We start from the raw sequence: 26,489 nt of genomic DNA, 5'->3' as shown, positions 1-26,489 counted from the left end.
AGTATTACACTCTACCTGCTTTTCCTATTTGACTAAAATTTTAGATAAGAATTCCTTGGCCCGATCCGTCTTAGGATTGCTAAAAAATTCTTCTGGAGTTGATTTTTCTTGAATACCTGCATTTTCCATAAACCAAATTTGATTGGAAACTGACTGGGCAAATCCCATTTCATGAGTTACCACAACCATTGTCATCCCTGATTTAGCTAATTGACGCATAACATCTAGTACCTCTCCAACCATTTCAGGATCTAACGCAGAAGTCGGTTCATCAAAAAGCATAACATCTGGTTTCATTGCTAATGCCCTAGCAATCGCCACCCGCTGTCTTTGTCCCCCGGATAGATTGTCTGGATAGGCCTCCGCCTTATCTGATAATCCGACTTGATCTAACAGACTAAGGGCTTGTTGATTGGCTTTTGCTTCACTTAATCCCTTAACTCGGATGGGAGCTAAGGTAATATTTTTAAGAACGGTCATATTCGGAAATAAATTAAAATTCTGAAAGACCATGCCGACTTTTTCACGAACATGTTCAATTTCCTTTTGAGTTTTTTTAGTTAAATCTTCACCTTCTAACGAAACCACCCCTGCCGTAGGTTTTTCTAGAAGTGTTAAGCATCGAAGAAATGTACTTTTACCAGCTCCTGAAGGACCAATGACACTAATGATGTCTCCATCCTTCACTTCTGCTGAAATATCCTTTAATATTGTATTTTTTCCATATTTTTTGGTCAAATTTTCAATTTTGATGATTTCTTTAGCCATTATTAAACTTCCTTTCATAGAACTTAAGTAAACGTGATAGTGAGAAGGTCATTACAAAGTATAAAATCATCGCAACAACGATTGGAGCTACCCCTCGATAAGTATCTGATTGAACAATCTTTAATTGGTAAATTAAGTCGGTTACACCAATAATTGAAACGATTGAACTTTCCTTAATTAGAGAAATAAATTCATTCCCCAAAGCTGGCCAAATATTCTTTAAAGCTTGAGGCATAATTACAAAACGCATCCGATCTCGCTTATTCAAACCTAGACTTTCAGCTGCTTCACGTTGTCCATCATCAACGGAATTAATGCCCCCACGGATTACTTCGGCAACATAAGCTCCACTATTTAAAGATACAGCGATAATTCCTGCGGTAAGGGCTGGTAAATTAACAAATAATCCAAGTCCAAAGTAAACGAACATCAATTGAACCATCAACGGCGTTCCACGTACAAATTCAACATACGCTGCTGATAAACCACGTAAAACTTTATTGTCACTCAAGCGTAGTAATGCTAGTAATGTACCGGTGATAAAACCAAAAATAACCCCCAAAATTGAAATAAGGATTGTATAACCCACTCCCATGGCAAAGTACTTCCAATAATGAATCATAGAGGTATTAACGGTGTTTCCTTTTAAATACGTCCCTGCTTCTTTAAGATATTGTGGTAATAAATTTTTAGCTTTTATCTTACTAATTGTAGTATTTATTTTCTTTCTCAGGACTGGCGAATTTTTAGGCATTGCAACCGCTGTGCTAGTTTCATCATTATTTAACGTGAATCCGCCTTGGATAACTTTAATACCACTATTATTAGCAGCATATGCTTCAGCAGTAGGTTTTTCCATGACAACCCCTTCAACTTTATTAGTTTGAAGAGCTAGAATTAAATCTGCCCCTTTTTGAATACCACTCACTTTGGCTCCATCAATTTGTTTTTTGGCTAAATTGTACTGAATTGAGCCAGTTTGAGCTGCAATCTTTTTATGTTTAAAAGAATCTTTATTTTTATAAATACCTGCATCCTTTTTATTAATTAGAATGCTTTGTCCACCTTTATAGTAAACATCTGAAAAATCAACTGATTTACGCCGAGCAGCACTAGGATTCATCCCGGAAAGAACCATGTCAACCTTACCGGTTTGTAGTGCAACTAATAAAGAATCAAAATCCATATTTTTGATCTTCAATTTTACACCCAAATCATCAGCAATGTCCTTAGCCACACTAATATCCATTCCCACATCTTTACTCTTATTATTAGATGTTGTTTGAAATTCGTACGGGGCATAATCTGGACTGGTACCAAGTACAATATAACCGCGCTTCATAATCCGATCATAAGTAACATCCTTTTGATCTGCCTTAATACTAGTTGTAAAACCCGAAGTTGCAAAAACTGTTATAGCTAATAACGCTAACATGATAAATTTATATATTTTTTTCATCGCCATCATCCTTTATTCAATATAATGTTACTAATATACATCTACACCCTTTGATATAAAAGAATTTTATTTAATATATGAATTTTTATACATTAAAATATATAATATTCACTATAAATATGAATGATTTTTATTTTCTGACAAATGAAATTTTTTTTGGTATTATGGTCGGAAAGAGGTGATTAGAAATGGGACTCACTGTTAAAAGAAATGATAATCTCGAAAAAGTGTTCGATCAATTAACAACTCAAACTAAAACTTCCGTAGAGGAAAAAGAAAAGAAAAATAAATTTCTTGCTAAAGGTACTAATAAAAAAGATTCAAAAAAATAAACCACAATCATCAGCATTAATGCTGTTAATTGTGGTTTTTTATTTACTTAAAGTTGCCGGGATAACGCTTTTCAAGTGTGGCAATATTTTGTTTGGCCACCTCATCGAAAGGAATATCAGCCCATTCAGCAACTTGAGAAAGATACCATAGAACATCGCCCATTTCTTTGGTAAGTTGTTCTTTATCAAGATCAGCTCCACGGAACGTATAGTTTTTAACTAAATTCACAACCTGTCCGCTTTCTCCGGCTAGTCCTAAAGCACAATTCGTTAAAACTTGTTCATTGCCAAATAGGGTTTTATTTGCAGTACGTTGGTATTCATTAAATTCCATGCTATTCTCCCATCCTATCTTCAATCCATTTCCAAACTTCTTCTTTTCCCATTTTAGTTTGAGCAGAGAACATTTGGAAAGCACTACTTCCATCAAAATCTAGTGCCTTTTTAATTTTACTTTCGTGTTGATTCCATTTTCCTCGAGCAATCTTATCACTCTTAGTAGCAACGACTAGAACGGGAATATCATAATAACGTAGATATTGATACATGGTGATATCATCGTCAGTTGGTTCATGGCGTGCATCAACCAGTGAAATTACGCCTTTAAGCTCTTTACGGGAGGTGATATACTTTTCAATCATCTTCCCCCATTTTTCACGTTCTTTCTGAGAAACTTTTGCATAACCATAGCCTGGGACATCAACAAAGAATAATTGATCTTCAACCCGGTAAAAATTTAAAGTTTGTGTTTTACCTGGTTGAGATGATGTTCTTGCATATGATTTACGGTTAATTAACGTATTAGTTAGAGACGATTTCCCGACGTTAGAGCGTCCTACCAAAGCAATCTCAGGATAACCTTGTTCTGGATATTGATCGGGTCTCACTGCACTAATCTGTAATTCTACATTATGGACTTCCATTACTTCTCCACCTTCCAATTTCTGCTTTTAATGATAACATGGATCAACAAAAAAAGAACCAGACTAAAGGAACTTATAGCCTGATTCTTAAAACTTAGACTACGATGCTTGTTCGTCGATTAACTCAACTTCAGGTTCCGCACCTTCAATAACAGTCTTTTTATTTACCGTAACTTTTGCAACATCATTGCGAGAAGGAATTTCAAACATGATATCTCGCATGACATTTTCAATAATTGATCTTAATCCACGAGCACCAGTATTACGACTAATAGCTTGGTTAGCAATCGCATGCAAGGCCTGTGGTGTAAATTTAAGTTCTACGCCATCTAGACCTAATAACGTCTTATATTGCTTAACTAACGCATTCTTAGGCTCTGTTAAGATATGAACAAGATCTTCCTCAGTTAGTTTTTCCAATGCTGAAAGAATTGGTAAACGTCCAATAAATTCTGGGATTAAACCAAAGTTAAGCAAATCTTCTGGAATAACTTGTTGCATTAAACTCTTATCTTCTTCAACAGTGGTACTTGCATTTGTACCAAAACCAATGGTCTTATCACCTAAACGATTTTTAACAATTGTCTCGATGCCATCGAAAGCACCACCAACAATGAATAAGATGTTCGTCGTATTAATTTGGATAAACTCTTGTTGTGGATGTTTTCTTCCTCCTTGAGGTGGAACATTAGCAATTGTTCCTTCTAGGATTTTTAAAAGGGCTTGTTGCACACCTTCACCGGAAACATCACGAGTAATTGACACATTTTCGCTTTTCTTAGCGATTTTATCAATTTCATCAATATAAATTATTCCACGTTCTGCAGCTTCAACATTGTAGTCCGCATTTTGCAATAACTTAAGTAGAATATTTTCGACATCTTCACCAACATACCCTGCTTCCGTCAATGTGGTTGCATCGGCAATCGCAAAAGGTACATTTAAAATTTTAGCCAAACTTTGAGCCAAGAAAGTTTTTCCTGAACCAGTAGGTCCAATTAAACTAATATTACTTTTCTGGAGTTCTGGTTCATCTTCGTCAGCTTTAGTTTCAGCCATTTTATTGATTCGTTTGTAATGATTATATACAGCAACCGATAATGTCTTTTTAGCTTCTTCTTGTCCAATAACATATTGGTTAAGATAATCTACAATCTCTGCAGGAGTTGGAACATCCGTGATTTCAGTTGGTGCGTTTTCTGAAGCCAACTCTTCATCAATGATTTCCTTGCAAAGATCAACACATTCGTTACAAATATAAACATCTGGGCCAGCAATAATTTTCTTTACTTGATCTTGGGTCTTACCACAAAAAGAACAAGTAACTGGTTCATTCGTTTGTTGATCATCAAACAATTCTGTCACCTCTCAAATGATTTTTACCACTATCATCATAGCAAAATAAACGACTATAAGCCAATTTCTATAACTTTAGTGGTTAATAAACAAAAACGATTTTGAGATAAAACCTCAAAATCGTTAAAAATAGTTTTAATTATTTTTTAGCAGCCTTTGATTTTGGTTCTTCAATTGCTGAGTCTTTGATAAGTTCAACAGCTGATTTAATAGCAACATCATGCTTGATCATATCTTCTGAAAGAGCTGAGCGAACAGCTTTTTCTTCCATGCCGTATTGTTCTGCTAAATCTTTGATTTCAGCAGCAACTTCGTCATCTGAAGGATCAATCTTTTCAGCTTCAACGATTGCTTCTAAAACAAGAGTTGTCTTAACACGGTTTTCAGCACCTTCACGTAATTGGTCACGTAATTGGTCTTCTGATGAACCAGTTAATTGGAAGTACATTTCAGGGCTAATTCCTTGTTGTTGCATGTTTGCAAGATATTGGTTAACTTGACGATCAACATCTTCATTTAACATTGCTTCTGGAATTTCTGCAATTTCAGCATTGTCAACAGCAGCTTGAACAGCTTCTGTCTCTTTAGCATCACTAGCAGCTTGGATCTTACGTGATTTGATTTCTTCTTTTGTCTTAACTTTTAAATCTTCAAGAGAATCAACATCTTCGTCAACATCCTTAGCGAATTCATCATCAAGTTCAGGTAATTCCTTAGTCTTGATTTCATGAATCTTAACCTTAAACAAGGCATCCTTACCTTGTAAGTCTTCAGCTTGGTAGTCGTCAGGGAATGTAACGTTAACATCTACATCTTCATCAGTATTATGACCAATCAATTGATCTTCAAATCCTGGAATGAATGAGTTTGAACCTAATACAAGGTCGTAATTGTCAGCTTTACCGCCATCAAAAGCAACGCCATCAACAGAACCATCAAAATCGATTGTTACTGTATCGCCGTTTTCTGCTGGTTTGCCTTCCTTAAGAACTAATTCAGCTTGTTGTTCACGTTTCTTTTCAATTTCTTCGTCAACTTCTTTTGAAGTTACACGTGTGCTTTGCTTGATAACTTTAACGCCTTTGTATTCGCCAAGCTTAACTTCTGGCTTAACTGTAACAATTGCACTTAGGACCCAAGCTTCGCCTTTTTCCATGCTTTCAACATCAACTTGTGGTTGATCAACTGGTTCGATACCAGCTTCTTTGATAGCAGCTTCATAAGCCTCTGGTAACACGATGTTCAAAGCATCTTGGTACAATGCTTCTTCACCATACATCTTATTGAAGATTTGGCGTGGAACGTGTCCCTTACGGAATCCAGGTACGTTCAATTGTTTTTTAGTACGATCGAACGCCTTATCAACGCCTTCTTTAATTTTGTCAGTACCTACTTCGAAAGTTAATTTACCTTCGTTAGTACCTGTTTTTTCCCATTTTGCAGTCATTGTGTTCCCTCCGACAGATGATTTATTTCATTACAATTCTGGATTGCATACGCTTATAATCTTAACGTATATGGTTTGAAAAGTAAATAAAAATACAACAAAAAAACCCGCAAAAGCGGGTTTTTATTAAGCAATTAAGCTTAGTCGTCAATTTCTGATACAACACCAGCACCAACAGTGTGTCCACCTTCACGAACAGTGAACTTAGTACCTTTTTCAATAGCAACTGGTTCGATAAGTTCTACAGTAAATGTAACGTTATCACCAGGCATAACCATTTCAACGTTGTCAGGTAATTCAATAACACCTGTTACATCAGTTGTATGGAAGTAGAATTGAGGACGGTAGTTTGAGAAGAATGGAGTATGACGTCCACCTTCATCCTTAGAAAGGATATAAACTTCACCCTTGAACTTCTTGTGTGTTTGGATTGAGCCAGGAGCAGCCAAAACTTGTCCACGGACAACATCTTCACGGTTAACACCACGTAGAAGTGCACCAATGTTATCACCAGCTTCACCAACATCAAGAGTCTTACGGAACATTTCAATTCCTGTAACAGTTGTCTTTGTTACGTCTTCTTTAAGACCAACGATTTCAACTTCGTCACCGACTTTGATTTCACCACGATCGATACGACCAGAAGCAACAGTACCACGACCAGTAATTGTAAATACGTCTTCAACAGGCATCAAGAATGGCTTGTCTGTAGAACGTTCTGGTGTTGGAATGTATTCGTCGATTGTATCCATAAGATCCATGATAACTTTTTCTTGTTCTGCATCGCCTTCAAGAGCTTTCAAAGCTGAACCGCGAAGTACAGGAACATCGTCACCAGGGAAATCATATTCAGATAGAAGTTCACGAACTTCCATCTCAACAAGGTCAACTAATTCATCATCATCAACAAGATCAGTCTTGTTTAAGAAGACAACGATGTAGTCAACACCAACTTGGTGAGCAAGAAGGATATGTTCACGTGTTTGTGGCATAGGACCATCAGTTGCAGCAACAACTAAGATAGCACCATCCATTTGTGCAGCACCAGTGATCATGTTCTTAACGTAATCAGCATGTCCTGGAGCATCGATATGAGCGTAATGACGCTTTTCTGTTTCATATTCAACGTGGGCTGTGTTGATTGTGATACCACGTTCCTTTTCTTCTGGAGCAGCATCAATATCAGCGTAATCTGAAGCTTTAGCTAGTCCTTTTTCTGACAACACTTTTGTAATAGCAGCTGTCAAAGTAGTTTTCCCATGGTCAACGTGGCCAATTGTACCAATATTTACATGGGGTTTTGTTCTTTCGTAATGTTCTTTTGCCATTAATACGAACCTCCTGTATGTCGTAAGAATCACTCAGCATTCAAAATGAATAACTAGATCCTTTAAAAAATATTATACTACATCCTCCACGAAAGGCAAAGCACCGTCAGAGAATCCTCTAGTATTGTATAATAATCGAGTTTATTTTGTAAACTAAAATATTTTATTAATTCGATTTTTTTCTTACTCTTCAAATAAGTTAATCATGATTTGATTCAATTCTTTGAACGCTTTTATATCTTTCCCCTCAAAAAACTGTTTCTTTAGTGCTGTAAGCCATTCTTCTGAGGTAGGTAGGACACGCTTCGAAAAAGGATAGGAAAGCTCATATAGCAATTCAGCTTGCTGCTGTAGCATTTCTGATTGAACTGGATCATTATAGTTTTCAATAGCTTTTTTTATTTTTTTCCACATCTCATCAGTTCCTAATAAGTCCTTTGGAAACACTTCATATTCTTTTTCATCAATCCAAATAAAGCGCACTGGTTCCTCTAATCTCATCAAAACCAAGTCTTTTAAAATTGAAACACGCGTTATTTGGTTTAAAAACGGATCAACTAAATTAAACTTTGCCGCCCGTTTAAAGTTACTCCATGGTAAATAGTAAGCTTTTTCAATTACAGCAGCTTGCTGAATAACCCTCTTATCACCTAGATGGTAAAAATCTCGTTCGTTTTCTTTCACAGTTTTAGGAAAAGCAATCGCATATTCATTTTCTTGATTCTCGAGAAAATTTAAATATTTCTTTAAATCTGGCGTAGTCTCTTCATAATAGTTAAAAAGTTCTTTTCGAGCTAAACTAAAAATTTTTGTTTGAACCAGCGCCTCAAAATAATCTCTAAAAGTATTTTTCTGCTCAATGAACTTAGCTGGTTGATCACGAATCAACTCAATCGCTGCCTTAAATTGTTTATTTTCAACGTAAAAATGAATTAAAACACGGATTAATTCATCATCTTGTTTTAATTCATTCTCAGTTTCAAGAATATGAATAGCTTCTGCACGTTGACCTGTTTTCCAAGCTTCATTTGCTTTGCTAATTACATTCATATTATTCATCGTCTTTAGATTTATTCGATTTTTTGCTCTTCTTATGATGTTGGTTTACTTCCATAATTACTGGTAAAATTACTGGACGTCGTTTCGTTTTATCGTATAAGAATTTGCCCAATTGGTCACGTACATCTTGCTTCAAATGTCCCCAATCGAATTCTTTATTATCTAGATTAGCTTGCACTGCTCGTTCAACCAAGTCCGAACTTTCTTGAATTAAATCTACACTTGTTTTAGCGTAAACAAACCCTCTAGACGTAATTTTAGGTTCCTTAATAATGATTTTCTTCTTACGGTCAATTGTCACTACCGCAATGAAAACCCCATCTTCAGATAAAATTTTACGATCTCGAAGAACAATGTTACCAATGTCCCCTACACCAATTCCATCAATCATTGTATTTCCGACCGTAATTCCTTTACCTAGGAACATTTCACCATCTTTATATTCTAAAACATCACCCTTTGAAGCAATGAAAATTTGATTTTCATTGAGACCAACTTGTTCTGCAAGTTCTTTATGAGCTACTAAAAGACGGTATTCGCCTTGAATCGGAATTAGAAATTCTGGCTTAATTAAATTAAGCATTAACTGTAAATCATCTTTGCTAGCATGACCTGTAGCATTAGCTCGGTCTGAAATCGACTTAACTTCGGCTCCAGCACGATACAACATATCTTTAGTCTTAGCAAACGTTGTTTCCATCGCATGGGAAGGATTAGTAGCTATTACTACCAAATCACCTGGTTGAATCTTAAGGTTTCCCTTTTTCCTAGCGGCCATTTTTTGTAAGGCTTTGATGGGTTCACCCAATTTACCAGTTTCCAAAATAATCGTTTCTTCTGGTTTCAACTTATCTAGTTGGTTTAAAGGAACAATTAATTCGTCGTCTGGAATGTTTAATTTATTTAACTCGATAGCTGTGTTAACAATCTTCTCTAAATCATGTCCCGTTAAAACGACTTTTTTATCTGATTTAGCTGCAGCGTCAATCACCTGTTGAATCCGTAAAATATTCGAAGCCACTGAAGCTACAATTACCCGACCTTCATGGTATTTAATTGTCTCAGCCATTACATCAGCAATATCAGTTTCATTAGATGAACGTTCTGGATTTTCGGCGTTAGCAGAATCACTTAAAAGCGCGATAACTTTTTTACTTCCAATTTGTGCTAGCCGTCCGAAATCTGTCTGATATCCATCAGTAGCCGTTTGATCAAATTTAAAATCACCAGTATATACAATTTGTCCTTCCGTACAACTCAACACAATTCCAAGTGATTCAGGAATTGTATGCGTAGTCTTAAAAAACGAAACAGTAACGTCGCCAAAATCAATTTCTTTCTTGTCATCTACCACATGGAAATTATCGAATGCTTTAAGTTCAGGGTCATCATTAACCGTAATTTTAGCCAAGGCAATGGTCATTTCTGAACCAAAAACCGGTACATTAATTTCTTTTAAGAAATATGGCAAAGCACCAATCGCATCAGCATGCCCGTGAGTTAGGAATACACCCACAATTTTTTCTTTATTTTCAACCAAATATGAAATATCTGGGATTACAATATCAATACCCAGCAATTCATTTTCCGGGTATTTTAGTCCACAATCCAAGATATAAATATCATCATGAATTTGAACAGCATACATATTCTTTCCATTTTCGCGAACACCGCCAAATGGAATTATTTTTATTGTGTCACTCATTTTTTCACCTACATAAATTAATTTTTTATTTTCCGCACAATACATACTCCCCTAATTCTAGCATAGATTAAACGCCAAAAACAAAAAAGCCTCCTGAATTAACAGGAGGCAAAAAAATATAATATTAACGACGAAGACCAAGACTCTTGATTAAATCACGGTAACGTTGTACATCTGTCTTACGTAAGTAAGCAAGAAGGTTACGACGATGACCAATTTTCTTCATCAATCCACGTTGTGAATGGAAATCTTTACGATGAACACGTAAATGTTCGTTGATTTCGTTAATATCAGCTGTCAAAACTGCGATTTGGACTTCAGCAGAACCAGTATCGCCTTCGTGACGAGCATACTTTGCAATAATTTCGTTTTTCTTTTCTTGTGAAATTGCCATGTTAAAACACCCCATTCTTTAAATTCCCCAAGACTGAGTAAATCGTCGGCAGATCGATGGACTAAGTAATGGGTTTGCTTTTATCAAGCAGTATCTAGTTTAACTAATATAATGAAAATTTTCAAGTGCATTCAAGCATTGCAATAATTACGGGTCATCTGTATAATAATATTGTTGTACTAACCATATTCTGGAGGTGAATAAAATGCCAGTTATCAAATCTGCAATGAAACGCGTTCGCACAAGTGAAAAAGCTGCTGCTCGCAACCGCTCACAAATGAGTGCAATGCGTACAAGCATCAAAGCATTCGAAATTGCTGCTACAAACAACGCTGAAAACGCTAATGAACTTTTACAAACAGCTTACAGTCGTATCGACCGAGCTAAGTCAAAAGGTTTAATTAAAGCTAATAACGCCGGCCGTAAGAAGTCACGTTTAGCTAAAATGCTTAGCAAATAAAAAAACACCGGATTTCCGGTGTTTTTTATTTCCATCCATTTTTAAATTTAACTAAGAACAACTCAAAGAGTTCCTTCGGATCTCGTTGGGTTGTTTTTAATTGTTCTTCTAAATCAACCAACCCGATATAAGCATTTTCGAGACTTTGAATATTAAACTGACGCACAGATTGCATTGCTAACTTAATTCGGTAAGGATGGGCCTTTAACTCTTGTGCTAGTTTTCCTTGTGAGAAACCTCTCTCCATCAATATTTTAACTTGCAGCAACAATCGAAATTGGCTAACCAAAGCCGCATTTATTCTTAGTGGCTGTTCTTGATTTAGGAGTAATACAGAATAATCATCGATTGATTTACGTAAATTTCCTTGCATTAATACATTGATTAGATCAAAAACATTTTGATTTAAGCCCTTAGGAACTAATTTTTGAACGGCATTCAAATCAATTTTCTCTGTTCCCGATGCATATACAGTTAATTTCTGTAATTCATTAATAATTTGTGCTAAATCATTATCCGTCCTTAAAATTAATTCATCTAACGCATCACTGTCAATTTCTGTTCGTTTCTCATCAACGTATTGCTGGATAATCTTCCGAGTATCGCTTTCTTTCGGTGAATTAGCATCGATAACTTCTACAATCTTTTTTAAGTCTTTGACAATTTTCTTCCGACCATCGAGTTTTTCATATTTTGCAGCGATTAACATAATTGTAGTAGGTTCCGGATTTTTAATATAGCTAAGCAACCCGTCCAAGTTAAACTTTAATTTAGTTTTTTCACCAGTCAAGAATACAGGGTTATTTAAAATGACCAAACGATAATCGCCAAAAAAAGGGGCAGACTGTGCATCATCTAAGACCATCCCTAAGTCCACATTTTCAAGGTCATACGTTCCTACGTTCATTACCCTTTGATCTTCAGGAATGAAATCAATTAATTCTTTTTTGACCGCTTTCTGGATATAGTTATCAGGACCTTCAACCAAATAGATTGACTTCAATTGCCCTTGTTTAAGTTTTTTTCTTAAATCAGTTAATTTCATTGAATAATACTTTCCTTTTCATCTATTCCTGTCTTCCATCTTCCCATACCATTCAAAAAATATCTATAAGAAATCATTCCTTCATCCTGTGTCGAAGCGTAAGGAATCCCCATTGAATTCAAGCGATTTATAACTTCTAGATTTGGATGTCCATACCGATTATGACGCCCAGCTGAAACAATAGCTAATTTAGGCATAATTGCTTTTAGAATTTCTTCAGAATTAGCCGTCTTACTCCCATGGTGCCCTAATTTAAAAATATCCACCCGTTGATTTAATACACCACTTTCTAACAATTTACGTTCACCAGCTAGGTCTAGATCACCTGTTAGTAGTAAATTTTTACCACCCACATTACCAGCTAAAACTAAAGAATCACCATTTTCACCCTTTCCAGCTTGAAACGGATACTTAATTTCCATTGGTAAGTGATCAATTTTCGTCCCCGCTAAGCACGCAATCACCTTTGTATTGCGTCGGATAAATGGCAATATTTTTCGTTGATAATTTTGAGTTGTATCAACCCCCACCGGAAAAACCAAATTTTTCACTTTAAAATTGTTTAAAATTTCACTGGCTTCTCCAATATGATCAATATCTTGATGCGTCAAACATAAATTATTTAACTTAGATACTCCTATACTTTGTAAATAATTAATTGAACTATTCTTAGCGATGGTATGCTTCATTGCAACCGGCTTTTTGCCAAATTGCATTTTACCGCCGGTATCAATTAACGTTACTGTTCGATTAAACGGTTCACGAATTAAAATGCTATCGCCTTGACCTACATCAAAAAAGGTAATTTCACCATACGGATTCAATTTAAACCAGCTCCACAACCCCAGCCAAATCAGACTATAGAACGTTAGCGCTCTTTTCTTAAATTTACTTTGCTTTGTTGAAATAATTTTTAGCGCTAATATCACCATGAATAAAGTGATCAGTCGCGAAGGTTTACCAACTTGAATTAACCCCGGTAATTTATCCAAATATTTCAAAGTCACTTCAAACATCATAATAATCGGATTTAATAATGCCATTAATTGAGGAAGTGCAAAAGCTACAATTACGATTGGAACGATTACACTCGAAAAAATCGGAACAATAATTAAATTAAAAACCATCGTTAGTAAGTGGATTTTGTATGTTGAAAATAAAATAATTGGTAATTCTACCAAAAATAATTTTATTCCTGTTGTCCAGCCATTTTCCATTTGTTGCATAATTAAGACAAAAGATAATAAATAACTAAGTTGCCCACCCATCTGAAGTAAGACAAACGGATTAAGCCATAAATTGACTAATAAAACTAAGCACCAGCTATCAAGTGTGCTAATTTTTATAGCTATTTTTTTAGTTATCAACTGAACTAAAACTAATACCACCGCGCGAAATAGACTAGTACTTCCCCCACCCAAAATAAAATAGAGGGGTAAAACTCCTATTTGGGTTATCTCCATCGTTTCCCTTTTAATTTTAAATCTAGTAAAAACAATTTCAATTAACTTGATGAAATAAAACACATGTAATCCTGAAATACAAAACAAATGAATAATACCCATATTACGTAACTTAGTGCTATTTTCTTTTAGATAATCCGTCTGTTCCCCAAGGATAATCCCCATACAATAACTCTGTAGTGGTTCCTCTAACTTTATACATCTTTCTAATAACTTTTTACGCCAGCTATGTATCTTAGCAATCAAACTATTTTTAGTTAAAATATTATATTCTATTAGACTAGCTTTACTTACTTTAAAATAAACTGCCTTACCGTACATAATCCGTCGAAAATCAAATTGATTTATATTCGTTGGTCGTTCAAGCGGTTCAATATTCCCCTTAATTTTAAATTCAACTACTTTTTGAGTTTTACTAATTTTTTTTAAATCGTCCACCGTTTTAACTGGAATAAAAACTTGCAAGCCTTTACGGTTAACATTGTTAGTATATGCTCGAATTGAAACGCCGTCTTCCATTGGCTTAATTTCATCGGGATAAACTCTCAAATCAATTTCAATATCACTTCTACTTTGGTTATAAGTATTAATTGAATTTGCTTTATGACTAAAGTGAATAAAAAAACAGACACTAATCAATAATGCCTGCATTACCACTGTAAGTTTTTTTAAACATATAGTTCTAATTAACCAAATTATTAATAATAATAAAAATATTTTAGCTCTGGTAAAGATTAATCCAGACAGTAAAAAAACAGCTACTGTTGCCCATATAAAAGAAACCTCATTCACCTTCTCTTAAAATATGATTAATATTAATTTTATCTAAATCATCCTCTGAGAATTTAATCTGCTTAATTTCGACATTCTTTCTTTTTAAAAGCTCTACGGCATATTGGTCATTATGGTAATTTCTAAGATAATTAATTTTAATAATTCCGGACTGTAACAACATTTTTGTACACTGTAAACAGGGAAAATCCGTTACATAAACTTCTGCGCCATCCGTTGCAACACCAAACTTAGCACATTGCAGAACCGCATTCATTTCCGCGTGTATCGTACGAACGCAGTGTCCCTCTACTAAATAGCATCCCTCGTCAATACAATGTACGTCTCCAGAAACTGAACCATTATAGCCCCCAGCTATTACTCGCCGGTCTCTAACAATAACTGCCCCCACTGAAAGCCGCGTGCACGTACTTCTGAGTGATAACAGGGTTGCCTGTGTCATAAAATATTGATCCCAATCAATTCTATTGTCCATATCATTTCCATCCTTAATTTATACAGTAATTGCATCTTGTAGTCCTTCAAAAATTTTATCACCAATCCCCTGTACTTGCTTTAAATCTTCAATGGATTTAAATTCGCCCTGTTGTTCACGATAATTAATAATTTGTTCAGCTTTTTTATCTCCTACACCATTCAATGTCAACAATTCTGCTTTAGAGGCAGTATTTATGTTAACTATTTTTTCAGTTGAACTATCGGTTGTGGAAGGGCTGCTACTTGAAATACTCGATGAACCAACTGCACTTAATTGTGACGGATCAGAATTTTTTATCTCACCCTTAATCGGTACATAAACTACTTGTTGATCAGACAATTGAGTCGCAAGGTTAATATTTCTTTGATCAGCTGATTTAGTCATTCCACCAGCAATTTCAATCGCATCCATTATTCGCATTCCTGACTTCACTTCATAAACTCCAGGGCTTTTCACAGCTCCTTTAACATCCACCATTATTTTAGAACTAGCAAGTCTCTGGGCGTGAGTCTCCTTATCTTGTCCACTCGCCATTGGCGTTGCAGAGTTTGAGCTGCTTTGTATAGAACTGGACGAACTAGTCAGATTGTTTCCAATCATCTTATCAGTACTATCATTACGCCCCGCTCCTACCAAAATACAAAAAAACATGACCACTATTGTGACTGTTATACCTGTTATTATAATTTGTTTTTGATATTTTTCCCAAATTTCTTCCAACATTTTTGCACCTCCTTAGCTAACAGAAGATACAAAAAAAGATTGGAATTTATTTTCCAATCCTTTAAATAGTCATTTTAGTCTTGATTTTAATAATACTTCTACAGTTTCAGGGACTAGGCCTTTAATGCTTCCGCCCATTTTTACAACTTCTTTAATTAAACTAGACGAGGTAAATTCCCACTTAGAATTAGCTGGTATAAATACCGTCTCAACTTCTTGATTTAAATATTGATTCATTCCAGCCACCTGAATTTCAAAGTTTAAATCTTCCCCATTGCGAACGCCTCGAACCAAAACATCTGCTTTTTCCTGTGTAAAAGTTTCAGCCGTTAATCCTGTTACCGATTTACAAGCAACATTTTCAAGGTCTCTAGTCACTTGCGTAATTAAGTTCACGCGTTCCTGTGGTGTAAATAAAGCCGATTTGTTGGTGTTAATCGCCACTACCACCGTTAATTCATCAAAAATTTTAGCAGCACGTTTAATAATATCTAGATGGCCATTAGTAATTGGGTCAAAACTTCCAACATAAAGAGCCTTTGTCATCGTATTATTCTCCCTTATAAATTACAATTTTGGTAATTCCATAATGTTGTTCACGTACACGATTTAAATATCCAATTTTCTCTGGCAATTCAACTTCATCACTGACTTCACAAATGATAATTGCGTCTGAAGTTAATAAATTTAAACCAATTAATTCTTGAAGGTCTTTCTCAATTGTTTGGAGTGCATAAGGTGGATCAAAGAAGGCCATCGAATATTTATTTCCTTTTGTAGCTAACATTTGAATAATTTTCTTGGAATCGCCCTTAATGACTTCAAAACGATCCTTTGCCTTAGTCACTTCAACATTTTCTTTAATTGTTTTAATAGCAGCAAATTGTTTATCAATCAACGTAGCGCTATCCATCCCTCTCGAAACAGCTTCAATTGATAATCCACCACTTCCAGCGTACATATCTAGCACTAAGCCTCCATCGAAATATGGCCCAATAATATTAAATATATTTTCTTTAATTTTATCTGTTGTCGGACGGGTTTTCATTCCCGGTACGGGTTTCAAACGACGTCCACCAAAATCACCTGAAATAACTCTCACTGTTCATCTTCCTCTGCTGAATAATCTTGACTATAGTCAACCCTTAAATCTGATCGTGGAGAGATATACGCAGATCTCACCATCTCAAATCCTCGAATTTTTTTTAAAGATTCCTCAACATTACTTTTATTAACGTAAAGGATTAAATAATGCATATCTTTTGAAACATAATCAACATCGCCAATTTTTTTGATGGGTCCGATTTTTTTGATGTTATTAAAAAATACAATAATACTTTGACGTTGTACTATATTCATTCTAATCTTCCTCTATGATTTGTTTCTGTTCATTAAGTGCTTGTCTTTGCGAAGCACTTATATTTAGTAGTACCCCCATGGTAGCCGATAAAACCATCATACTTGAACCACCATAACTAATGAAAGGGAACGTAACCCCTGTAATTGGTATCAAACCAGTTATTCCACCAACATTGAAGAAAGTTTGAACAACTAGATAAGTTGCAATACCATAACAAACAAGAGCATCATACATTTTACTGGACCTAGTACCAAGAATAATTGCTCTGAAAATAATGACAAATAGGATCGAAATGATAATTACAACCATAATCAAACCCAATTCCTCAGCAATTACCGACATAATAAAATCAGTATTAGCTTCGGGTAAATATCCCTTCTTTTGAATACTATTTCCTAAACCAACACCAAAAATCCCACCATTACCGAGTGCGTAATATGAATTAACCAACTGATTACCGGCACCTTTAGAAAGTTCAAAAGGATGCGCAAATCCTACCAAACGTTGAAGCATATAATTTGAGGTATGCACATCAATTTTCGAAGCAACTGTAGTTAATAGTATAAAAAATGCTGCTAATCCAGCAAATATTCCCGCAACACTTTTACGATAATTTTTACCACCTGCAAACAAAATTACAATTGCAATTGCCGCATTAATCGTTGAACCTCCTAAATCATGTTGTAAAAAGTTCAATAAAATTAGCGAACCAATCATAACCATTGGACTCCACGTTACCTTAGGAGAAATTTCTTCTCCTAATTCAATCCGATGTTGATGTAGTGACAAAATATTTGATAAATACAAAATAATAAATAACTTCAAATATTCAGCCGGTTGGATCCCAAAAGATCCAATATAGATCCATCCAGTAGCTCCATTTGTATTCGAACCAAAAAATATAAGAAAAAAAGACGCTGCGTACATAACTAATGCACCAATTTTTAATATACCTTTATTCCTAAAACCTTTTTTGTTAATCAAAAAAAAGAACATCATGATTACAATTCCAACCATTACCCAAACTGCTTGTTTTAACAGATAACTTTTAGCGCTAATTCCATTCTGGATATAAAAATCAGCACTGGCTGAGTAGACCATTACAATTCCAAAAATACTAAGTATAAGATATGGGATTATTACCCATAAATCTAGATACGGCAATCGCTCTTTAAATCGCCTTGGAAACCAATATAAAAATTTTTGCATTAATATTTCACCCTTATCCTGCATAATACCTAATCTATTATATCGTACTACGCTCCTTAAAAATAAAAAAAGACGAAAATTAAATTTTCGTCTTTTCTTAATTATTTTTTAGCAGCCATTTTACGTTTCTTAGCAGCTTTTTCACGTTCATTTGTATTCAAGATTTGCTTACGCAAACGAATGTGATCAGGTGTAATTTCACAGTATTCATCTTCATTCAAAAATTCAAGTGATTCTTCGAGTGACATATGAACTGGTGTTTTAACCTTAGCGATATCTTCAGAACCAGCAGCACGCACGTTAGTTTGGTTACGTCCACGAGTAATGTTAACTGAAATATCATTTTCACGACTGTTTTGACCAACAATCATACCTTCATATACTTCAGTACCAGCATCTGTAAAGATAACTCCACGATCTTGAACAGCCATGATAGCGTAAGTGGTAACTTTACCAGAATTAATTGATACTAAAGTACCATTACGACGACCTGGATTCCAGTTCTTAATTTGTGGTAAGTATTCTTGGAAAGTATGGTTCATAATACCATATCCACGAGTCATTGATAGGAATTCTGTAGAGTAACCAATCAATCCACGTGAAGGAGCCAAGAAAGTCAAACGAGTTTGACCATTATCAGTAGTTTCCATATTCTTCATTTCACCCTTACGTTGTGAAAGTGAATCAATTACAGAACCAGTATATTCATCAGGTGTATCAATTTGAACCATTTCATAAGGTTCACATAGCTTGCCATCGATTTCCTTGATGATAACTTCTGGACGTGATGCTTGAAGTTCGTAACCTTCGCGACGAAGTGTTTCAATTAAAATTGAAAGATGAAGTTCACCACGACCTGAAACAATCCATGCACCAGGATCATCAGTATCATCAACTCGAAGTGAAACATCAGTATGAAGTTCAGTCTTCAAACGTTGTTCCAACTGACGTGATGTAACGAACTTACCTTCGCGACCAGCAAATGGTGAATCATTTGTTCTAAATGTCATTTGTAGTGTAGGTTCGTCAATTCGTAACACTGGTAATGCTTCTGGATGTTCTGCATCGGCAACTGTTTCACCAACGAAAATGTCTTCCATACCTGAGATAGCAATCAAGTCCCCTGCTTTGGCTTCGTTGATTTCCAAACGTTTCAAACCAAAGTAACCAAACAACTTAGTAACTCGGAAGTTTTTCTTTGAACCATCAAGTTTAAGCACGGAAACGTTGTCTCCAACCTTGATCCGACCGCGGAATACACGTCCAATACCAATCCGTCCAACGAAGTCGTTGTAATCAAGTAAAGCAACTTGGAATTGAAGTGGTTCAGCTGAAGAATCTTCAGGAGCTGGAATTGTATCTACAATTGTATCAAAAATTGGTTTCATTGTGTGTTCTTGGTCAGCTGGGTCTGAAGAAAAACTAGAAGTTCCATTGATAGCTGAAGCATATACAACTGGGAACTCAAGTTGGTCTTCATCAGCACCAAGTTCAATGAATAGATCAAGAACTTCGTCAACAACTTCTTCTGGACGTGCGCCTGGGCGGTCAATCTTGTTAACAACCACGATTGGTGTTAAATGTTGTTCCAAAGCTTTTTTCAAAACAAAGCGTGTTTGGGGCATTGTTCCTTCAAAAGCATCAACAACAAGCAAAACACCATCAACCATGCGCATGATACGTTCAACTTCACCACCGAAGTCAGCATGTCCTGGAGTATCTAAAATGTTAATTTGTTTATCTGCATAACGTACAGCAGTGTTTTTTGAAAGAATTGTGATTCCACGTTCACGTTCAATCGCATTTGAGTCCAAAGCACGGTCTTCAATTTGAACGTGTTCGTCTAATGTATCTGATTGTTTCAATAATTCATTAACCAAGGTAGTCTTTCCGTGGTCAACGTGGGCAATGATTGCAATATTTCTAATATCGTCTCTTAAATTCAATATGTTTCTCCCTTTCGTTTTTCAATGGCTTAACATAAAAAAACCTGTGACGTCTAATTCGTCACAGCATAATGCTATTTCACTATACTCATTATAGCAGAATATGCTTTTTTCGTAGCAACTAGTACAACGCCCGATTTTAGCACATTAATAGCCTCTCCGTCAACATACCCTACTTTTAACCCAAAGACCGCCGCTAAAGCGTTTCCAGCAGCAAAATCCCATGGTTTTAAGCTAGAAACATATCCAATTTGTTTACCCAAAAGTACTCGAATAAATTCGATTCCTGCACTGCCAATAACTCTAGCTCCTAGCGTTCTTTTTTCAACGTCTTGGAAGTGATATGCATTATTAACTAGCATTGGGCCACTTAACCCGATTAAACTTTCTTCTAGAGCTAGATTGGCTGGAGGATTGATTACATCTTGATTTTTATATACCACTCCAATTCCCGGTCCGCCATGTAATAAAACATCGCGCATGACATCGTAAATATATCCCAACAAAGGTTTTCCATCTTCATATAGAGCGATCATTACAGCAAAATCTTCACGTTGCTTAACAAAATTCATGGTCCCATCAATTGGATCAATGACCCACATCAACCCCTTGGCATCAGTTAAATCATTTTCAGATTCCTCAGCTAAAATTTTAGCATCAGGGAGTAATTGACTTAACGCTTCAATAATGTGAGCTTGATTACCACGATCCACTTCAGTTACCAAATCTCGGCGGTTTTGTTTTTCATCAACTTCCAAATGCTTTCCCATCTTTTCAAAAATAAATTGACGATCTTTGACTAGAAATTCCACTATTTTGGCGTCTAATTGAAGTAAGAAATCTTTATCTATATTTTTCATTTTCAATCACCTTAATTTTTTTAATATTTAAATCTTTTAATTGTTTAACCGCTAAAAATGGTTCCATACCAGAATTACTTAAAAATTCCCTAAAAAGTCTTTTTTCTTCACTCTTATTGGGCACTACTACCTGAAATTTGCGATAACTTTCAACAAATTTTTCGCGTTTAACCCCTTCTTGATAAGTTTTTTCAACTATAGCGAAGAAATTAATTACATCAGTTAATTCGGCTGTATTCCAGCGTTCATCGATTGGGTAAGAAAAAGTTTCTTTTATACTCATTTTAATATTCCTTTTAAGATTTATTTTGTGTTAATACTATATTATATATTATACTTGTTGTTAGACGAATTGGAGGTTTTTATCTTGATTAAAATGAACGATATCACTCGTGACGGAAATCCCGTTTTACGAAAACGTGCTGAAAAGCTTACTTTTCCGCTCGATCCTAAATATCTCAAAGTTGCCGATGAAATGATGGAATATTTAAAAAATAGCCAAGATCCAGCCATTGCTGAAAAATACCACTTAAGAGCCGGCGTTGGTTTGGCCGCTCCACAGATTGGTTTATCAATCCAAATGGCTTCAGTCCTTGTTCCTGGGCCAGATAATACCATCGATTTAGAAGAAACATTAGTTAATCCTGTAATCGTTAGTCAATCGGTTCAAATTGCTGCTTTGGAGGAAGGCGAAGGCTGTCTTTCGGTCGATAAAGACGTTCCTGGATATGTTCCTCGTCACGACCGCATCACTGTGCGTTACCAAACCTTGGATGGCGAAGAAAAAACTATTAAACTCCGCGATTATCCTGCAATTGTTTGTCAACATGAAATTGATCATCTAAAAGGCACTTTATTCTATGATCATATCAATAAAGAAAATCCTTTAGATATTGAAGATAATGCTATTTTAATCGGCTAATTATAAAAAAGAAGCTATGCCTGCATGGTGAATCTCAAAAGTTAAGTTATCTACTTAATTTCTGACTATTCATTCCTTTGTGGCATAGCTTCTTTTTTATAGCTTACTGAGATCATTTAAGTAATCTTTAGTCTGACGATTAATTAAATATACAACGTCTAACTCTAAATGGTTTTGATTAAGCCAAATATCTGAAACCTTTAATTGAGGTCCATCTTCGTCTTCTAATTGATGCTTTCGGCAATATTCCGCTAGAATTTTGTTGATTTTAGATTCAATTAATTTAATATCCATACTATGTTTGAGGTTGGCGTGATAATTAAACCCAACAACGGATTGACCCCAAACGTCTGCGACCGATTTTCCCTTTGCTCCATCAAATTCCATACCATCCATTTTAAGCTGCTTAGCTACTTGGATCATGGCATTATTTACGATTGTTTCACTTGCATTTCTAACTATTGTAGCTGCTTTGGTAATTCTTTTCCTTTTTATATATGTAAGAATTAATAGCACTGCAACTAAAATAATTAAGAAAATTATAATTAATGACTTAATTAGCATTTTTGATACCAGTCCCTCCGCCTTTCAAGGCTATGTTTCTATACTTATATCAGCCTCTATGATAAAATGTTTAAAGATGCGTTGTAGTAATACAACTTATTGAACGGGCAAAACTTTTATTTTTATTTGAACACATTTTTACGAAAGAAGGAAGAAAAAAACATGATTTTTAAAGTTTATTATCAAGAATCTAAAAAAGAAACACCACGTCGTGAGAATACACACTCACTATTTATTGAAGCTGAAACGAAGCCAGATGCAATTAAACGCGTCGAAACTAACAATCCAGACTTCAACGTTGAACAAGTCGAATTGCTCGAAGGTAAGGCACTCGAATATGAACAACAAGGTGTAAATTACAAGCTAGTGGAGTACTAAGCTTATGGGTAAAATTAACATTAAAAATAACGAGACTGCCGTTTATGCAATCGGTGGCCTTAATGAAATTGGTAAAAATACTTATGGTATTCAATTTCAAGACGAAATTATTGTCGTCGATGCTGGAATCAAATTCCCTGAAGATGAACTATTGGGAATTGACTACGTTATCCCTGACTACCAATTTCTAGTTGCTAACCAACAAAAAATAAAAGCCTTAGTTATCACACATGGTCATGAAGACCACATTGGTGGTATTCCGTTTTTACTACAACAAATTAACGTTCCAATTTATGCTAGTCCACTTGCTGCCGCTTTAATTAAAGGAAAACTTGAAGAACATGGTCTATTAAAAACCACCGAAATTCATATCATTGATGAGGATACGGTAATCAAATTTCCTAAGACTAGCGTTAGCTTCTTTAGAACCACCCACTCGATTCCAGATACTTTAGGGGTTGCCGTCCACACTCCTTCTGGGGTGATTGTCGAAACTGGTGATTTTAAGTTTGACCTAACACCAACTACACATCAGCCACCTAACCTTCAAAAAATGGCTAAACTTGGTGATGAAGGCGTATTGTTGTTAATGTCTGATAGTACTAATGCTGAACGTGATGAATTTACTAAATCTGAACGTTGGGTTGGTAAGTCCATTCGTAAAATTTTCGAAGAAGTCGAGGGACGAATTATTTTTGCTACTTTCGCTTCTAACATTTCTCGAATCCAGATGGCAACAGAAGCTGCACTAAAACATGGTCGTAAAATTGCGGTTTTTGGTCGCTCAATGGAAGCAGCTTTAGTTAACGGCCGTGAACTAGGATACCTTGATATTCCCGATGACGCATTAATCAATGCCGAACAACTTAACCATTTACCAGCTAATAAAGTATTGATCATGTGTACTGGTTCTCAAGGTGAACCGATGGCAGCGCTTAGTCGAATTGCCAACGGCACTCATCGTCAAATTTCAATACAACCTGATGACACTGTCGTATTTTCAAGTAACCCAATTCCTGGTAATACTATCAGCGTCAATAAAGTTATTAACGAATTAGAAGAAGCTGGTGCTCGTGTAATTCACGGAAAAGTGAATAACATCCATACTTCTGGTCATGGTGGCCAAGATGAACAACGTCTAATGTTACGTTTGATGCAACCTAAATATTTTATGCCTATTCATGGCGAATATAGAATGTTGCAATTGCATACTGAACTTGCTCATGACTGTGACGTACCATTCGAAAATAGCTTTATTATGTCCAATGGTGATGTTTTAGCCCTTACAAAGGACTCCGCTCGTCGTTCTGGTCATTTTAGTGCCGGTGATGTATATGTAGATGGAAATGGTATTGGAGATATCGGAAATGTTGTTTTACGTGATCGTCAATTACTTTCTGAAGAAGGACTTGTGGTTGTCGTTGCAACAATTAACCTAAAAACTAAGATGATTGAATCCGGTCCAGATCTTTTATCACGAGGATTTGTTTACATGCGAGAATCCGGTGAATTAATTAATGAAGGTCGGCGTCGAATGTTTGCGAGAATTCGTCACGCAATGCGAAATCCGCACGCTAATGAAGCCTCTATTAATCGGGCAATTATTGATGATCTACAGAAATTCTTATATGAACAAACTGAACGTCATCCTGTAATTATTCCAATGTTAATTATGGATTAATAAAAAACGCAATCTTATCAAACTCTGAGATAAATCTCTAATGATTGAAAAGATTGCGTTTTTATTTAGCTATAATTTTGCTAAACATGAAAAGTTCCCTTTCCCAAATTTTAAAAGGTAAAATAAAAAACGTCTCAACTAACCTAGGTTAATTGAAACGTTTTTTTCTTAGTTAATTTTAACGTACGCTACCAGCAAAACTTGGGTAGAAGTATGATGAAATTGTTGAAACCTTAGCATTTTGACCAAATGTTGGAGCATTTGCATATTGGTTGTTACCAAGATAAATAGCGACGTGATATGTTGAACCAGCGCTACCCCAGAATAATAAATCACCTGGTTGAGCAGCTGAAACAGATTTCTTTGTTACATATGATTCCATAGCTACAGTATAGCTTGGAAGACTAATACCAGCTGAATGTTGGTATACATATGAAACAAATCCAGAACAATCAAAACCTGAAGTTGTTTTACCGCCCCATACGTATGGGATTGTGTTATTAGCTAAAGATCTAGCTAAACCAGTAACAGAACCAGTATTTTGAGTAGTTGTTGTTGTAGCACTTGATGATGCAGCTGAACTAGCAACATTGGTTGTGTTAGTAGTTGTTGCAGCTGAACTAGTATGTGTAGCATATGAAGGAGTTGTAGCAGCGCTTGATGGTGCTACACTAGTTACAGCTTGTGATGTTACCGCACTACTTGATGGTGCAACTGAGCTTGCAGCTGATGATACAGCTGAACTTGGTGCTACGCTAGTTGCAGCTTGTGATGTCACTGCGCTACTTGATGGTGCAACTGAGCTTGCAGCTGATGATACAGCTGAACTTGATGCTACGCTAGTTGCAGCTTGTGATGTTACTGCACTACTTGATGGTGCAACTGAGCTTGCAGCTGATGATACAGCTGAACTTGGTGCTACGCTAGTTGCAGCTTGTGATGTCACTGCGCTACTTGATGGTGCAACTGAGCTTGCAGCTGATGATACAGCTGAACTTGGTGCTACGCTAGTTGCAGCTTGTGATGTTACTGCACTACTTGATGGTGCAACTGAGCTTGCAGCTGATGATACAGCTGAACTTGGTGCTACGCTAGTTACAGCTTGTGATGTTACTGCACTGCTTGCAGGTGCTACATATGTTGTAGCAGCACTACTTGGTGCTGGTGTTACTACAGTTTGAGCAGCTGCACTACTTGCTTGAACTGTAACTTGTTGAGTAGCTTGAGGTACATATGTACTTGAAGCTTGACTTGCTGAACCATTGGCAGCAGGAATTGTTAAACTTTGTCCAACAATAATTAATGAACTGCTAAGATTGTTTGCTTTCATGATGGCATTAACAGATACACCATATTTTTCAGCAAGAACTGATAAACTATCACCGCTCTTTACGGTAATTTTAGTAACTTTTGAGTCTGTTTTGCCTGGAATATTGATATCTTGTCCAACAAAAATCAAGTGACTATTTTGATTAATGTTATTTAGTGATTCAATGCTTTTAACGGAAACTCCGTATTTTTGTGAAAGTGCCCAAACTGTATCACTCTTTTGTACCTTTACAGAATCAGCATGAGCAATCACTTGTGTTCCGCCTGCAACAAGAAGACCTGCTCCGGCCGCACCAGCTAATAATAATTTGGATGCATTTGATTTAGAATTGGTAACCATATAAGTTCGTCCACTCCTTAAATTTTCGTATAATTTTTATGATTTCTATCGTTAATATTCAAAATAAATTAGAATTGGTTTTTTGCACATGTTTAATACTATCATTTTTAAGATATTTTGAAAACACTTTTTATACATTAACTATTCATCATAAATTAAAAAAATCTT

The 26,489-nt window shown here is 35.7% G+C and carries 28 protein-coding genes; 5 read left to right on the top strand and 23 right to left on the bottom strand.

The genetic code is table 11. From position 1 onward, the window contains the following. Nucleotides 1-24 precede the first annotated feature (24 nt). Nucleotides 25-768 carry an amino acid ABC transporter ATP-binding protein gene (locus tag HFC68_RS00425; protein WP_002833439.1) on the bottom strand — a complete coding sequence of 248 codons (744 nt, stop codon included), beginning with the start codon at nt 766-768 and terminating at the stop codon, nt 25-27. Beyond that, nucleotides 761-2,227 carry an ABC transporter substrate-binding protein/permease gene (locus HFC68_RS00420; RefSeq protein ID WP_011673515.1) on the bottom strand — a complete coding sequence of 489 codons (1,467 nt, stop codon included), beginning with the start codon at nt 2,225-2,227 and terminating at the stop codon, nt 761-763. The genes HFC68_RS00425 and HFC68_RS00420 overlap by 8 nt, the downstream gene beginning before the upstream one ends. A gap of 188 nt (nt 2,228-2,415) precedes the next feature. On the opposite strand from HFC68_RS00420, the gene HFC68_RS00415 reads away from it, so the two are divergent. Further along, entirely contained in the window at nt 2,416-2,559 is a 144-nt protein-coding gene (locus HFC68_RS00415) for an SPJ_0845 family protein (protein WP_167399567.1), read from the top strand. A 43-nt stretch (nt 2,560-2,602) separates the two neighbouring features. Here the strand turns inward: HFC68_RS00415 and HFC68_RS00410 are convergent, their stop codons facing one another. The 8 genes from HFC68_RS00410 to rpsO all read right to left on the bottom strand — a co-directional run bounded on the left by HFC68_RS00410 (nt 2,603) and on the right by rpsO (nt 10,771). Beyond that, complete coding sequence (locus HFC68_RS00410) at nt 2,603-2,893, bottom strand: nucleoside triphosphate pyrophosphohydrolase family protein (protein WP_002833441.1); 291 nt, start codon at nt 2,891-2,893, stop codon at nt 2,603-2,605. Nucleotide 2,894: 1 nt separating this feature from the next. Then, nucleotides 2,895-3,482, bottom strand: a complete 588-nt coding sequence (gene yihA / locus HFC68_RS00405) for a ribosome biogenesis GTP-binding protein YihA/YsxC (RefSeq protein ID WP_011673517.1) — start codon at nt 3,480-3,482, stop codon at nt 2,895-2,897. A gap of 99 nt (nt 3,483-3,581) precedes the next feature. Then, nucleotides 3,582-4,838, bottom strand: a complete 1,257-nt coding sequence (clpX, locus tag HFC68_RS00400) for an ATP-dependent Clp protease ATP-binding subunit ClpX (RefSeq protein WP_011673518.1) — start codon at nt 4,836-4,838, stop codon at nt 3,582-3,584. A 139-nt stretch (nt 4,839-4,977) separates the two neighbouring features. Further along, on the bottom strand, nt 4,978-6,285 hold the full coding sequence (gene tig, locus HFC68_RS00395) for a trigger factor (RefSeq protein ID WP_011673519.1): 1,308 nt from the start codon (nt 6,283-6,285) through the stop codon (nt 4,978-4,980). 140 nt (nt 6,286-6,425) lie between these two features. Beyond that, entirely contained in the window at nt 6,426-7,613 is a 1,188-nt protein-coding gene (gene tuf / locus HFC68_RS00390; RefSeq protein ID WP_002833446.1) for an elongation factor Tu, read from the bottom strand. Between the two features lie 183 nt (nt 7,614-7,796). Next, on the bottom strand, nt 7,797-8,672 hold the full coding sequence (locus HFC68_RS00385; RefSeq protein WP_023440512.1) for a hypothetical protein: 876 nt from the start codon (nt 8,670-8,672) through the stop codon (nt 7,797-7,799). Further along, complete coding sequence (locus HFC68_RS00380) at nt 8,665-10,377, bottom strand: ribonuclease J (protein WP_002833448.1); 1,713 nt, start codon at nt 10,375-10,377, stop codon at nt 8,665-8,667. Before HFC68_RS00380 ends, HFC68_RS00385 begins: the two co-directional genes overlap by 8 nt. Nucleotides 10,378-10,501: 124 nt before the next feature. After that, nucleotides 10,502-10,771, bottom strand: a complete 270-nt coding sequence (rpsO, locus tag HFC68_RS00375; RefSeq protein ID WP_002833449.1) for a 30S ribosomal protein S15 — start codon at nt 10,769-10,771, stop codon at nt 10,502-10,504. 205 nt (nt 10,772-10,976) lie between these two features. On the opposite strand from rpsO, the gene rpsT reads away from it, so the two are divergent. After that, nucleotides 10,977-11,231, top strand: a complete 255-nt coding sequence (gene rpsT, locus HFC68_RS00370; RefSeq protein ID WP_002833450.1) for a 30S ribosomal protein S20 — start codon at nt 10,977-10,979, stop codon at nt 11,229-11,231. A 25-nt stretch (nt 11,232-11,256) separates the two neighbouring features. Here the strand turns inward: rpsT and holA are convergent, their stop codons facing one another. From holA to HFC68_RS00315, 11 genes are all read right to left on the bottom strand, one after another. Beyond that, entirely contained in the window at nt 11,257-12,276 is a 1,020-nt protein-coding gene (gene holA, locus HFC68_RS00365) for a DNA polymerase III subunit delta (protein ID WP_011673521.1), read from the bottom strand. Further along, nucleotides 12,273-14,390: a DNA internalization-related competence protein ComEC/Rec2 gene (locus HFC68_RS00360; protein WP_080504380.1), complete on the bottom strand. Its 2,118-nt coding sequence runs from the start codon at nt 14,388-14,390 to the stop codon at nt 12,273-12,275. The genes holA and HFC68_RS00360 overlap by 4 nt, the downstream gene beginning before the upstream one ends. 133 nt (nt 14,391-14,523) lie before the next feature. Then, entirely contained in the window at nt 14,524-15,006 is a 483-nt protein-coding gene (locus HFC68_RS00355) for a ComE operon protein 2 (RefSeq protein ID WP_011673523.1), read from the bottom strand. Nucleotides 15,007-15,024: 18 nt separating this feature from the next. Continuing rightward, the gene (locus tag HFC68_RS00350) at nt 15,025-15,732 is read right to left on the bottom strand and encodes a helix-hairpin-helix domain-containing protein (RefSeq protein WP_011673524.1); all 708 of its coding nucleotides are present in this window, start codon (nt 15,730-15,732) and stop codon (nt 15,025-15,027) included. A 69-nt stretch (nt 15,733-15,801) separates the two neighbouring features. Then, entirely contained in the window at nt 15,802-16,278 is a 477-nt protein-coding gene (gene coaD, locus HFC68_RS00345) for a pantetheine-phosphate adenylyltransferase (RefSeq protein ID WP_002833455.1), read from the bottom strand. Between the two features lie 4 nt (nt 16,279-16,282). Then, nucleotides 16,283-16,834: a 16S rRNA (guanine(966)-N(2))-methyltransferase RsmD gene (rsmD, locus tag HFC68_RS00340; protein WP_002833456.1), complete on the bottom strand. Its 552-nt coding sequence runs from the start codon at nt 16,832-16,834 to the stop codon at nt 16,283-16,285. After that, complete coding sequence (locus HFC68_RS00335) at nt 16,831-17,091, bottom strand: DUF2129 domain-containing protein (protein WP_002833457.1); 261 nt, start codon at nt 17,089-17,091, stop codon at nt 16,831-16,833. The genes rsmD and HFC68_RS00335 overlap by 4 nt, the downstream gene beginning before the upstream one ends. A 1-nt stretch (nt 17,092) precedes the next feature. Further along, entirely contained in the window at nt 17,093-18,301 is a 1,209-nt protein-coding gene (locus HFC68_RS00330; protein WP_011673525.1) for an FtsW/RodA/SpoVE family cell cycle protein, read from the bottom strand. Between the two features lie 101 nt (nt 18,302-18,402). Continuing rightward, complete coding sequence (gene typA, locus HFC68_RS00325) at nt 18,403-20,247, bottom strand: translational GTPase TypA (protein WP_002833459.1); 1,845 nt, start codon at nt 20,245-20,247, stop codon at nt 18,403-18,405. Between the two features lie 74 nt (nt 20,248-20,321). Continuing rightward, entirely contained in the window at nt 20,322-21,107 is a 786-nt protein-coding gene (locus HFC68_RS00320; protein ID WP_002833460.1) for an inositol monophosphatase family protein, read from the bottom strand. Beyond that, the gene (locus tag HFC68_RS00315) at nt 21,091-21,390 is read right to left on the bottom strand and encodes a UPF0223 family protein (protein ID WP_011673526.1); all 300 of its coding nucleotides are present in this window, start codon (nt 21,388-21,390) and stop codon (nt 21,091-21,093) included. Before HFC68_RS00315 ends, HFC68_RS00320 begins: the two co-directional genes overlap by 17 nt. Before the next feature lie 84 nt (nt 21,391-21,474). Between HFC68_RS00315 and def the strand changes: the two genes are divergently transcribed. After that, nucleotides 21,475-22,029, top strand: a complete 555-nt coding sequence (def, locus tag HFC68_RS00310; RefSeq protein WP_011673527.1) for a peptide deformylase — start codon at nt 21,475-21,477, stop codon at nt 22,027-22,029. Nucleotides 22,030-22,125: 96 nt separating this feature from the next. Here the strand turns inward: def and HFC68_RS00305 are convergent, their stop codons facing one another. Further along, nucleotides 22,126-22,593 carry a hypothetical protein gene (locus HFC68_RS00305; protein WP_011673528.1) on the bottom strand — a complete coding sequence of 156 codons (468 nt, stop codon included), beginning with the start codon at nt 22,591-22,593 and terminating at the stop codon, nt 22,126-22,128. Between the two features lie 162 nt (nt 22,594-22,755). Between HFC68_RS00305 and HFC68_RS00300 the strand changes: the two genes are divergently transcribed. Both HFC68_RS00300 and rnjA read left to right on the top strand, forming a co-directional pair. Next, nucleotides 22,756-22,971: a DNA-directed RNA polymerase subunit epsilon gene (locus HFC68_RS00300; protein WP_002833465.1), complete on the top strand. Its 216-nt coding sequence runs from the start codon at nt 22,756-22,758 to the stop codon at nt 22,969-22,971. A 4-nt stretch (nt 22,972-22,975) separates the two neighbouring features. Then, entirely contained in the window at nt 22,976-24,652 is a 1,677-nt protein-coding gene (gene rnjA, locus HFC68_RS00295; protein WP_002833466.1) for a ribonuclease J1, read from the top strand. 178 nt (nt 24,653-24,830) lie between these two features. Here the strand turns inward: rnjA and HFC68_RS00290 are convergent, their stop codons facing one another. Further along, nucleotides 24,831-26,321, bottom strand: a complete 1,491-nt coding sequence (locus HFC68_RS00290; protein WP_011673529.1) for a LysM peptidoglycan-binding domain-containing C40 family peptidase — start codon at nt 26,319-26,321, stop codon at nt 24,831-24,833. Between the last annotated feature and the right edge of the window lie 168 nt (nt 26,322-26,489).

The organism is Pediococcus sp. EKM201D (assembly GCF_011800215.1).
In the GTDB taxonomy this organism is placed as follows: Bacteria; Bacillota; Bacilli; order Lactobacillales; family Lactobacillaceae; genus Pediococcus; species Pediococcus pentosaceus.
This window is presented reverse-complemented; position numbering and strand designations above follow the sequence as displayed.

Coding starts and splice junctions, on each gene's coding strand:
- HFC68_RS00360 (WP_080504380.1), bottom strand. CDS start 14,390: ATGCAGGCATTATTGATTAGTGTCTGTTTTTTTATTCACTTTAGTCAT.
- coaD (WP_002833455.1), bottom strand. CDS start 16,278: ATGACAAAGGCTCTTTATGTTGGAAGTTTTGACCCAATTACTAATGGC.
- HFC68_RS00355 (WP_011673523.1), bottom strand. CDS start 15,006: ATGGACAATAGAATTGATTGGGATCAATATTTTATGACACAGGCAACC.
- HFC68_RS00300 (WP_002833465.1), top strand. CDS start 22,756: ATGATTTTTAAAGTTTATTATCAAGAATCTAAAAAAGAAACACCACGT.
- rnjA (WP_002833466.1), top strand. CDS start 22,976: ATGGGTAAAATTAACATTAAAAATAACGAGACTGCCGTTTATGCAATC.
- HFC68_RS00290 (WP_011673529.1), bottom strand. CDS start 26,321: ATGGTTACCAATTCTAAATCAAATGCATCCAAATTATTATTAGCTGGT.
- holA (WP_011673521.1), bottom strand. CDS start 12,276: ATGAAATTAACTGATTTAAGAAAAAAACTTAAACAAGGGCAATTGAAG.
- rpsT (WP_002833450.1), top strand. CDS start 10,977: ATGCCAGTTATCAAATCTGCAATGAAACGCGTTCGCACAAGTGAAAAA.
- HFC68_RS00315 (WP_011673526.1), bottom strand. CDS start 21,390: ATGAGTATAAAAGAAACTTTTTCTTACCCAATCGATGAACGCTGGAAT.
- HFC68_RS00320 (WP_002833460.1), bottom strand. CDS start 21,107: ATGAAAAATATAGATAAAGATTTCTTACTTCAATTAGACGCCAAAATA.
- HFC68_RS00410 (WP_002833441.1), bottom strand. CDS start 2,893: ATGGAATTTAATGAATACCAACGTACTGCAAATAAAACCCTATTTGGC.
- yihA (WP_011673517.1), bottom strand. CDS start 3,482: ATGGAAGTCCATAATGTAGAATTACAGATTAGTGCAGTGAGACCCGAT.
- HFC68_RS00420 (WP_011673515.1), bottom strand. CDS start 2,227: ATGAAAAAAATATATAAATTTATCATGTTAGCGTTATTAGCTATAACA.
- tuf (WP_002833446.1), bottom strand. CDS start 7,613: ATGGCAAAAGAACATTACGAAAGAACAAAACCCCATGTAAATATTGGT.
- HFC68_RS00385 (WP_023440512.1), bottom strand. CDS start 8,672: ATGAATAATATGAATGTAATTAGCAAAGCAAATGAAGCTTGGAAAACA.
- tig (WP_011673519.1), bottom strand. CDS start 6,285: ATGACTGCAAAATGGGAAAAAACAGGTACTAACGAAGGTAAATTAACT.
- HFC68_RS00335 (WP_002833457.1), bottom strand. CDS start 17,091: ATGAATATAGTACAACGTCAAAGTATTATTGTATTTTTTAATAACATC.
- HFC68_RS00330 (WP_011673525.1), bottom strand. CDS start 18,301: ATGCAAAAATTTTTATATTGGTTTCCAAGGCGATTTAAAGAGCGATTG.
- HFC68_RS00305 (WP_011673528.1), bottom strand. CDS start 22,593: ATGCTAATTAAGTCATTAATTATAATTTTCTTAATTATTTTAGTTGCA.
- HFC68_RS00350 (WP_011673524.1), bottom strand. CDS start 15,732: ATGTTGGAAGAAATTTGGGAAAAATATCAAAAACAAATTATAATAACA.
- HFC68_RS00425 (WP_002833439.1), bottom strand. CDS start 768: ATGGCTAAAGAAATCATCAAAATTGAAAATTTGACCAAAAAATATGGA.
- rpsO (WP_002833449.1), bottom strand. CDS start 10,771: ATGGCAATTTCACAAGAAAAGAAAAACGAAATTATTGCAAAGTATGCT.
- HFC68_RS00380 (WP_002833448.1), bottom strand. CDS start 10,377: ATGAGTGACACAATAAAAATAATTCCATTTGGCGGTGTTCGCGAAAAT.
- HFC68_RS00415 (WP_167399567.1), top strand. CDS start 2,416: ATGGGACTCACTGTTAAAAGAAATGATAATCTCGAAAAAGTGTTCGAT.